The organism is Clostridium lamae, assembly GCF_033043255.1.
Taxonomy (GTDB): Bacteria; Bacillota; Clostridia; order Clostridiales; family Clostridiaceae; genus Clostridium; species Clostridium lamae.
Window position 1 is genome coordinate 116,980 of the sequence record NZ_JASCQJ010000002.1, and the last position, 10,521, is coordinate 127,500.

Below are 10,521 nucleotides of genomic sequence, written 5' to 3' on the forward strand. Positions count from 1 at the left end.
CTTTAAATTTTGATGGTATAATGAGAATCATTTTATTCTTAATCCCTTTTATATCTATCATATTAAAGTGCATAGTATTTCAGGGCTATGTAATTAATGAAGATCCCTACAGCTTAAACTTTTCAGCTGGGCTTGATTCAGCAAAACCCTTTATTAATTATTATTATGCTTTTACTTTAATATTTCTAAGTTTCTCATTGTTATTCAAAGGTAAAGGCAGAGTTATTTACTTATTTATTATAGATATAATAATAACAGCACTTATATTTTTAGATTTAGGTTATTTTAGAGGCTTCTTAACTATGCCTTCAGCTTTATTATTAACTCAAACAGCTAACCTTGATAACATGGGTGGGACTATATCATCAATGTTTAGTAAAATGGACTCTTTGCTACTAATTGATTTTATTATTTTAGCCATTTTTGTTTTCTTTACCAGAAAATCTTATACGAGAGTAAAAAGACGAGCACCTATAGCATTTATAGTAATATTACTGTCCAGTATATTATATATAGCTTATGTTCCATTTAACTTAAATATATTAAAAAATGAAGATGTGAAAAATGGTTACATATTCTCAAATTATGATCCTACAAATACAGCCAGATATTTTTCACCAATAGGATATCATATTTTTGATGTTTATAATGTATATAAAGATTCTAAGCCATACGAACTTACTGAAGAAGATACTGCTCAAATAAGTCAATTTTTCGAACAAAAAGAGAATTTACCTGATAATAAGTACGCTGGAATGTTAGAAGGCAAAAATCTTTTAGTTATACAAGTAGAATCTTTAGAAAGCTTTGTAGTTGGTAAAGAAATAAATGGACAAAAAATAACACCAGTTATGGATGAATTGATTAGTAAAGGTCTTTATTTCCCTAATATTTATGAGCAAGTAAATGAGGGTACGAGTTCAGACGCAGACTTAATGATAAATACGTCAATGTTCCCATTAAGAAGAGGTAGTACTTTCTTTAGATATCCTTCAACAGAATATAATTCTCTTCCAAATTTATTAGAAGAAAAAAATTATAATACTATTGCAATACATCCAGATAAAGGATCTTTTTGGAACTATGTAAATGGTCTTACTGGAATTGGATTTGACAAATTTGTAGATTATTACTCTTTCGATATTGATGAAGAAATTGGTCTTGGATTGTCTGATGAGAGTTACTTCAGACAAGTAGTTCCAATGTTAAAGGAATTACAAGAACCTTTCTATGCATTTACAGTAACATTAACTAGCCATGGACCATTTGACTTACCTGAAGAAAAAAGAGTATTGAACTTAGAAGATGAATTAGATAAAAATGAACTTGGTGGATATTTTGAAAGCATTAAGTACACAGATGCTCAAATAGGCAATTTCTTAGAACAATTAGATAAAGAAGGTTTATTGGATAATACAGTAGTAGTTATTGAAGGTGATCATACTGGAATTCATAAATACTATAACAGTTCAATAGAAAAATTATCAACTAAGGAAGACTGGTATTTAGATAATGGTAACAAAACAATGCCATTTATAATTTGGTCTAAGGATATGAATGAAGGAAAGACTTTTGATACCATAGGTGGGCAAGTAGATATTATGCCAACCATGTTATATCTACTTGGTGTAGAAAATGATAAATATATAAATACAGCTTTAGGAAGAAATCTTTTAAATACTAATAAATCCTTTGCTGTTCTTACTAATCTTGATGTTGTAGGAGAAAACCTTACAGATGAAGAAAAAGAAATTTATAAAAATATAGTTGATTTATCAGATAAAATGATAAGAGCTAATAAGACAACTATTAATTCAAATAAATAGATATTTAAATAGTAAATAAAGAAACTCAGCTTATAAACTGAGTTTCTAAATAAATATAATTATTATATGCTTAATTACTTTCCAGCTATACTTAAACCTTCAACTATTATTGATGGGCTTCCAACACTACTCATTGGAAATTTCAAGTCAGAACCTATTTCAACAACATTTTTTAATAACTCAAAGAAATTTCCTGCAACTGTTATTTGCTCAACAGGGAAATCTTTCTTACCATCTTTAATATAGAATCCTTTTGCTGCTAGTGAAAAGTCTCCTGTTATAGAATTTGCTCCAGAATGCAGTCCAGCAAATTCAGTAATTAATAACCCTTCTCCAACCTCTTTTAATAATTCTTCAAAGGATTTATCTCCTTTTTGAATATAGAAGTTAGTTGGTGAAACACCTACTGATGAAGCATAAGAACTCTTAAATCCATTGCCTGTTGACTTTGTATTTCCTTTATAAGCAGTTTTTAAATTATGAAGTAATGTCATTAATTTTCCTTCATGGATTATATCCTTTTTCTTAGTCGCTACTCCTTCATCATCAAATGGAACTGATGCTAATCCCTTCTCTAAATGTGGATTGTCTAGTAAGGTTACCTTTTCACTTGCTATGATTTCTCCCTCTTTATCCTTTAATAAACTTAATCCCTTTTGCGCTGCATCCCCACTGAATACTCCTGCAAAGGTTGATAGTATTGAAACCATAGCTTCATTATTAATTATAGTTTTATACTTACCAGAAGGTATAGATTTACCCCCTATTCTTGAAACAGCTTCATTAATCCCATCTTTAGCTAATTTCTTAGGATTTACTTCTTCTAAAGAATTAGCCGTTACATAGCCCATTCCGTCGAGCATATTATCACCATCTTTTATAATTGGAACTACATATGCACTAAGTAAATTAGATTTATTTTCTAGATTTAATCCCTTAGAATTAATTATTCCATATTTTGAATTGCTATAGCCTATTCCGCATCCCTCAAAACTTACAACCCTCTGGTCTAGCGCTTTAGCCTCTTTCTCCATCTCTAGTGCTAACTCTATTAACCTATCTGCTGGAAGATTTTCTAAAGCCTTATAATAGGTACTAACTTCTGCATATTCGTTATCTCCTTCATAGATAAATTGAATATCTTCATTTTCAATAGCTAGAGCACTTTCTTTAGCATTCTTGACTAACATTTCTATAGCATCTTCATCTAATATTTCAGTATAAGAATATCCAATTTTCTCATTTATCTTTCCTCTAAAAGATAATCCATAAGAAGTTGTTAAATTATATTTCTCAACCTCTTCTTTATAAATATTTATGCTTAAACTCTCTCTATCTACATAGTAAACTTCATATTCATCAAATCCATTATTTTTAGCTTTTTCAAATAATTTATCAATAAATTCTTTTAATTCCATGTCCTATTCCCCCCTTATCTTCCACCTACTGTAATTTCTTTTACTCTAATCATTGGCTGCCCTACATTAGTTGGTATACTTCCTGATATAGAACCACACATTCCCTGACCTTGTGCAAAGTTCTTGCCTACCATATCTATATTCATTAATACTTCACTGCCCTTACCTATAAGGCTTGCACCTCTAACAGGCTCTTGTATTTCACCATTTTTAACAATATACCCTTCAGATACAGCAAAGTTAAATTCTCCAGTAACTGGATTAACTGATCCTCCACCCATTTTCTTCGCATATAATCCTTCAGAAATTGACTTAATTATTTCTGCTTCATCATCATTTCCAGCAGCAATATAAGTATTTGTCATTCTAGAAGTAGGTGCAAATTTATAGTTCTGTCTTCTTGAACTTCCTGTTGCCTCCATCCCCATTCTTCTACCATTTAATTTATCTATTAAATATCCTTTCAATATTCCATTTTCAATTAAAACATTTTTTCTAGTTTTATTTCCTTCATCATCGATATTTAATGATCCCCAAGCATTAGGAATAGTCCCATCATCGATTGCCGTTACTTTAGTTGAAGCTATTTGCTTTCCAAGCATATCTGTAAATACTGAATTCCCCTTTGCAACTGCAGTTGCTTCTAAAGAGTGACCACAAGCCTCGTGGAATATAACCCCACCAAATCCATTATCAATCGCAACTGTCATTTTACCAGCTGGACAATTTTTAGCATGTAACATAGTATAAGCAATTCTTGAAGCTTCTCTACCATAATATTCGGGATCAACATCATCAAATAATTCAAAGCCTTTATGAGCTCCTGGCCCTTCGTATCCTGTTTGATTTTCACCATTAGCAGAAGCAACTGAACTTATCATAAATCTTGTTCTTACTCTCTTATCTTCTGTTAATAATCCTTCAGTATTCGCTATTAAAATATTTTGTTCCTTATCCAAATATCCAACTGATACTTGTGATATTTCATCATGGTACTCTTTCGCTGCCTTATATCCAGACTTCATTACATTAATTTTTTTATCTATACTTATAGAAGATGGGATATATATTATGGGGTTATTATTGTAAACTTCTTTTCTATTTAAAACTATACTTATATCTTCTTTTAATTCTCCAAGAGCTAATGCTGCCTTTTCAGCAGTATCTAATAATGCAGATAAACTTGTATTATTAGTATAAGCATACACGCTCTTAAATCCTTTAAAAATTCTTATTCCTATTCCATGTGTTCTTCCTGATATAGAGTTTTCAACTTTGCCATTTAAAATACTTATAGATGTATCTATAGAATCTTCTTCAAATATTTCTGCAAAATCCCCTCCAGTTATTAAACATCTAGCTAAAACACTAGATAATATATCTTTTGACAACATAATTTATTCCTCCTCCATATTAATTACTCTACCTTCTTTAAAAGCTCTTGCCCATGTATCAACATATGACCCACTTGCCCATTCTGACATTATAACACTTTCCCCTTCATTTAGATCCATACTCATTAATGGATTTCCTTTTATGCTTCTCCCCTCTAATTCATACACAAATAATTTATTGTTGAATATAATTATTGCAACTCTTCCAGTAGGAGATGTATATGCATCCTCTATAAATGGAAAACTTCCCTTTAAATCCTTCCATGGTATTAATAATGTATCATAATTCAATATTTTCTTACTTGGATTTATCGATAACTTGAAATCTAAACCCTCTTCATTAGAATTTTGTGATGAAATTTTTCCTACTAATGTCCACTTTCCTTCTATTCTTTTTATTGTAAAATTAGTATAATCTACTTCTTTATTTAATGTACTTTTTAGCTCTGATGTTAAACTATCATATTCTTCGTTGAAATCTCTTTCATATTTTTGTTTAACTTCATTAGAATAAATTTCTTCTATGCTAAGCCCTTCAAATGAATTTATATTATCAATAGGAATTGTAATATACATAGGAAATACATTATTAAAATAATCTCCCTCAAATCTCTCAATAGAAATATAATCATTTGAAATAAAGTTTATATCCTTATATAAATTTATTGTTTTCTCTCTTACTAATTGTGAATCTTCCCTACTATCTATTGGTTTCGCTATAAAGTATTCATTATGGACATTTTCAGTATTACTTACTTTATTTTCAATTGTCCATATACCATTTAATCTTGGGAAAATAATATTATTCTTTTCTAAAACAGGCTCTAATTTATCATCCTTAAATGATATCCATAAAGTTCTATAACTTGCCTCTGAAAAACTTCCATCTTCCATTTTTATTCTTGGAGTTTTTAAAGCTATCATTACTCCTACATCGCTATTATAATCTTCCTCTAATACCTCTGCCTCAATTTGATTTCTTGAATAATTTTCTACTTCTATAGGATTTATATCTTCTCTAACTAGCTTTAATAATAAACCTGAATAAAATAGGTACCCATTATTATCATCTATAACTATGAATTCTCCTACTAATTTATTTGAGTCTATTACTGAAATTATATCTAACTTATTTGACGATTCTATAATATCTTTTAGTTTAAGATCTAATTCATAAGATAGAACATAGCTTCCATCTACAACTTTAAGCTTAAAACTAGGATTTTGATAGGATTTGTTAAAAATAGATATTTTGTTTTTAGATATACTAATTAACGAATTTTTTTGTGACAATATTTCATCCTTATTTTCGATTTCATCATCAATAATGTTTATATCTTCAATTTTCCAAGTTCCACTTATAATTAAATTTTCATTATTCGGTGCTTTTATAGATTGTGTATCTTTTCCATTTACTTTACTACAACCAATATTAATTGTAAATATGAAAATCAATATCAAAGAAAAAAACACTTTTAAAGTTTTCATATTATTCCTCCTTAATTATTGGAATAATAACCTCAGCCTTTGTTCCTATTCCTAATTCACTGTATATATTAAATTCTCCATGATGGAGCTTTATTATTTCATCACATATAGATAATCCTATACCATTTTTAGAGTTAGAGTTCTTACCCTTAAAGAACTTTTCTTTAACCCTAGGCAAATCCTCTTCAGATATTCCGCATCCATCATCCTCAATGACAAATTTAATTTTTTCATCATCAGTTAGTGTTTTAAATAATACTTTCCCTCCAGAACCAGTAAATTTAAATGCGTTATCTAGTATATTTATAAAAACTTGTTTTAATCTATTACTATCTATAAAAATATTTCCACTAGCTTCATAAATAAACTTTAAATCAATCCCCTCTTTATGTGCCCTTGGAGACATAAAAGATTGAATATGATTAATAAATTCTATGATATTTACCTCCCTTAGCTCTATACTTACGTTTTCATTTATGAGTCTAGAAAAATCTAATAGTTCTTCAACCATTAATGATAACCTATCTGTTTCTTTTTCTATTATTTTAAATCCTAATTCTAAGGTTTCCTTATCTGTTTCTTCACTATTTAATGTTATAGCCCATCCTTTAATAGCAGTTAAAGGAGTTCTCAATTCATGAGAAACTTGTGAAATAAATTCATTTTTCAATTGTTCTCTGGTAGATATCTCATTTGCCATAAAGTTTAAAGTATTTGATAACTGTCCAATTTCATTTTGACTGACAATCTCACTTCTAATATTTAAATTCCCACTTCCCATTTTTTCTGCAACTTGATTTAAATATTTTATAGGCCTTATAATGCTGTTAGCCAAAACTATACTTAATAGAACTCCTAACAATAATACTCCAATAGATATACTTGAAAATATAAGCATTATATTTCTTATAATCCCATCAATCTCTTCTAATGAGGTAATAAATCTAATTACTCCTATTATTTCACCATCAATCTCTAACGGATATGATACTGCCATCACTTTTTTATCAAAGTAATCTACTTTTCCAATCCATCTTGATGCTTCTCCATGAAGTGCTTTATCTACATCAGGAGCATTTATCAACTTATTGTCTTTTATTCCTATAGAATCCATTAGCAAATTACCAGTAGAATCAAATATTTCAACCTGCGCATTATTATCATTCCAAAAAGCATCTACATTATCATAAATATTTTCTACTAAAGACCTATAAGAAAAATACTTATTATAGAAATTCATTGAAACTTCTATTCTACTTTTTAAAATTGATTCCATATTATCATAATAATATTTTCTTATAAATACCATGAGCAATATATTCAATACTATAACAGTAGAAAAAATAATTATTACTATACCTCTTAGTAGCTGATTTTTTATACTTTTCATACCTTTGACTTCCACCTATAACCTATCCCCCATACAGTTTCAATATAATCTGGTGTAGAAGGCTTATCTTCAATCTTTGCTCTTAGCCTTCTGATATTTACATCTATAATTTTGGCATCACCAAAATAGTTCTTTCCCCATACTAAATCTAATAGTTCATCTCTACTAAAAGCTTTGTTAGGATTTTCAAAAAATATTTTCATCAATAAATATTCCTTTGGAGTAACATCTATTTCGATATTGTTTTTTAATAATTTTTGAGAATAAAGATCTATAACAAATGGGCCAAGTTTTAATTTTTCTTTATCATCTTCTCCTAGCCTCCTAAGCAATGCTTTTACTCTTAATACTACTTCTAATGGATTAAAGGGCTTAACTATATAATCGTCTGCACCATATTCTAATCCCATAATTTTATCCATATCCTGTCCCTTCGCTGTAAGCATAATAATTCCCATTTCTGAAAAGTTATTTCTCAATTCATTGCAAACCATGAATCCATCAATTCCAGGTAACATTACATCTAAGATTGCTATCTTAGGTTGCTCCTTATTAGCTAACTCTAATCCTTCTTCACCACTTGCTGCTTCAATAACAGTAAAATTATTTCTTTGTAAATTTATTTTTAAAAAGCCTCTTATACTTTCTTCATCTTCTACTAATAAAATTTTATTCATTCTCTCCCCCCTAAGCTATAGTTTATACTACATAAATAAATTATACCCTAAATATATCAATAAATGTAAAAAAAGAGTTTTATAACAATAGATTTAAAATCTACTCTTATAAAACTCTTTAAAATATAAAATGGCTCCGTGGAGAGGATTCGAACCTCCAACCTATCGGTTAACAGCCGAGTGCTCCACCATTGAGCTACCACGGAATATTTTATTTTCAGAGTGTTCTCTGAAAATTGCACATGAATTAATAACTATATTTTATTGGTCAAGCCCTCGACCTATTAGTATCAGTCAGCTAAATATGTTACCACACTTACACCTCTGACCTATCAACCTTGTGTTCTTCAAGGGGTCTTACTAGCTTATGCTATGGGAAATCTCATCTTGAGGGGGGCTTCACGCTTAGATGCTTTCAGCGTTTATCCCTTCCCGACTTAGCTACCCAGCCATGCTCCTGGCGGAACAACTGGTGCACCAGAGGTCAGTCCATCCCGGTCCTCTCGTACTAAGGACAGCTCCTCTCAAATTTCCTACGCCCGCGACGGATAGGGACCGAACTGTCTCACGACGTTCTGAACCCAGCTCGCGTGCCGCTTTAATGGGCGAACAGCCCAACCCTTGGGACCTACTACAGCCCCAGGATGCGACGAGCCGACATCGAGGTGCCAAACCTCCCCGTCGATGTGGACTCTTGGGGGAGATCAGCCTGTTATCCCCGAGGTAGCTTTTATCCGTTGAGCGATGGCCCTCCCACGAGGTACCACCGGATCACTAAGCCCGACTTTCGTCCCTGCTCCACTTGTGGGTGTCGCAGTCAGGCTCCCTTCTGCCTTTGCACTCTACGAACGATTTCCGACCGTTCTGAGGGAACCTTTGGGCGCCTCCGTTACTTTTTAGGAGGCGACCGCCCCAGTCAAACTGCCCACCTAACAATGTCCCGTCACCAGATTCATGGCGTCCGGTTAGAATCCCAATACTGTCAGGGTGGTATCCCAAGGTTGACTCCACCAAGGCTGACGCCCTAGTTTCTCAGTCTCCCACCTATCCTGTACAGACAATATCGGAACTCAATGCTAAGCTACAGTAAAGCTCTACGGGGTCTTTCCGTCCAATCGCGGGTAGCGAGCATCTTCACTCGCACTACAACTTCGCCGGATTTGCAGTTGAGACAGTGCCCAAGTCATTACGCCATTCGTGCGGGTCAGAACTTACCTGACAAGGAATTTCGCTACCTTAGGACCGTTATAGTTACGGCCGCCGTTTACTGGGGCTTAAGTTCACACCTTCGCTTGCGCTAAGTGTTCCCCTTAACCTTCCAGCACCGGGCAGGCGTCAGCCCCTATACATCAGCTTACGCTTTAGCAGAGACCTGTGTTTTTGCTAAACAGTTGCTTGGGCCTATTCTCTGCGGCCTGCTCTCGCAGGCACCCCTTCTCGCGAACTTACGGGGTCAATTTGCCTAGTTCCTTAACTGCAATTCTTCCGATGGCCTTAGGATTCTCTCCTCATCTACCTGTGTCGGTTTGCGGTACGGGCACTATTTCTCTCTCTAGATGCTTTTCTTGGAAGCAGGGAATCAGATACTTCAGCCTAAAAGGCCTTCCCCATCACACCTCAGGATTGTTAAGACGGATTTGCCTATCTTAACTCCCTAAATGCTTAGACTAGCATTTCCAATCGCTAGCACATCCTATCCTTCTCCGTCACACCATCGATAATAACGATAATAGTGGTATTGGAATATCAACCAATTGTCCATCACCTACGCCTTTCGGCCTCGGCTTAGGTCCCGACTAACCCTGGGCGGACGAGCCTTCCCCAGGAAACCTTAGATTTTCGGCCTGTAAGATTCTCACTTACATCTCGCTACTAATGCCAACATTCTCACTCGTAATCAGTCCACCGCTCCTTACGGTACGACTTCAGCCCGATTACGACGCTCCTCTACCGCTCAAGTAAACTTGAGCCCGTAGCTTCGGTGGTAAGTTTGAGCCCCGGACATTTTCGGCGCAGGATCTCTCGACTAGTGAGCTATTACGCACTCTTTAAATGAGTGGCTGCTTCTAAGCCAACATCCTAGTTGTCTTAGAAATCCCACATCCTTTACCACTTAACTTACACTTTGGGACCTTAGCTGACGATCTGGGCTTTTTCCCTTTTGACCACGGATCTTATCATTCGTAGTCTGACTGCCGGACTCATAGTATATGGCATTCGGAGTTTGATAAGGTTCGGTAAGCGATATGCCCCCTAGCCCATTCAGTGCTCTACCTCCATTACTCATATCCGACGCTAGCCCTAAAGCTATTTCGAGGAGAACCAGCT

At 33.4% G+C, this 10,521-nt stretch carries 6 protein-coding genes, 1 tRNA gene and 1 rRNA gene (1 of these 8 only partly in view); 1 reads left to right on the forward strand and 7 read right to left on the reverse strand.

What is annotated here, in order from left to right; genetic code table 11:
• The first annotated feature begins 20 nt into the window (after positions 1–20).
• Entirely contained in the window at positions 21–1,826 is a 1,806-nt protein-coding gene (locus QK892_RS01645) for an LTA synthase family protein (RefSeq protein WP_317271864.1), read from the forward strand.
• Positions 1,827–1,900: 74 nt separating this feature from the next.
• Here the strand turns inward: QK892_RS01645 and QK892_RS01650 are convergent, their stop codons facing one another.
• The 7 genes from QK892_RS01650 to QK892_RS01680 form a co-directional block, all read right to left on the reverse strand.
• Positions 1,901–3,244, reverse strand: a complete 1,344-nt coding sequence (locus QK892_RS01650; protein ID WP_317271779.1) for a TldD/PmbA family protein — start codon at positions 3,242–3,244, stop codon at positions 1,901–1,903.
• A 14-nt stretch (positions 3,245–3,258) separates the two neighbouring features.
• A complete protein-coding gene (locus tag QK892_RS01655) occupies positions 3,259–4,638 on the reverse strand; it encodes a TldD/PmbA family protein (RefSeq protein WP_317271780.1) in 1,380 nt (459 codons plus the stop codon).
• Between the two features lie 3 nt (positions 4,639–4,641).
• Positions 4,642–6,126 carry a hypothetical protein gene (locus QK892_RS01660; RefSeq protein ID WP_317271781.1) on the reverse strand — a complete coding sequence of 495 codons (1,485 nt, stop codon included), beginning with the start codon at positions 6,124–6,126 and terminating at the stop codon, positions 4,642–4,644.
• A gap of 1 nt (position 6,127) precedes the next feature.
• Positions 6,128–7,516 (reverse strand): sensor histidine kinase, encoded by a 1,389-nt coding sequence (locus tag QK892_RS01665; RefSeq protein ID WP_317271782.1) that lies wholly within the window; start codon positions 7,514–7,516, stop codon positions 6,128–6,130.
• Positions 7,513–8,193, reverse strand: coding sequence for a response regulator transcription factor (locus QK892_RS01670; protein ID WP_317271783.1), 681 nt, complete (start codon positions 8,191–8,193; stop codon positions 7,513–7,515). The genes QK892_RS01665 and QK892_RS01670 overlap by 4 nt, the downstream gene beginning before the upstream one ends.
• 131 nt (positions 8,194–8,324) lie before the next feature.
• Positions 8,325–8,399 (reverse strand) — tRNA-Asn (locus tag QK892_RS01675).
• Between the two features lie 58 nt (positions 8,400–8,457).
• Positions 8,458–10,521: ribosomal RNA gene (locus QK892_RS01680) — 23S ribosomal RNA — on the reverse strand; it runs 842 nt beyond the window's last position.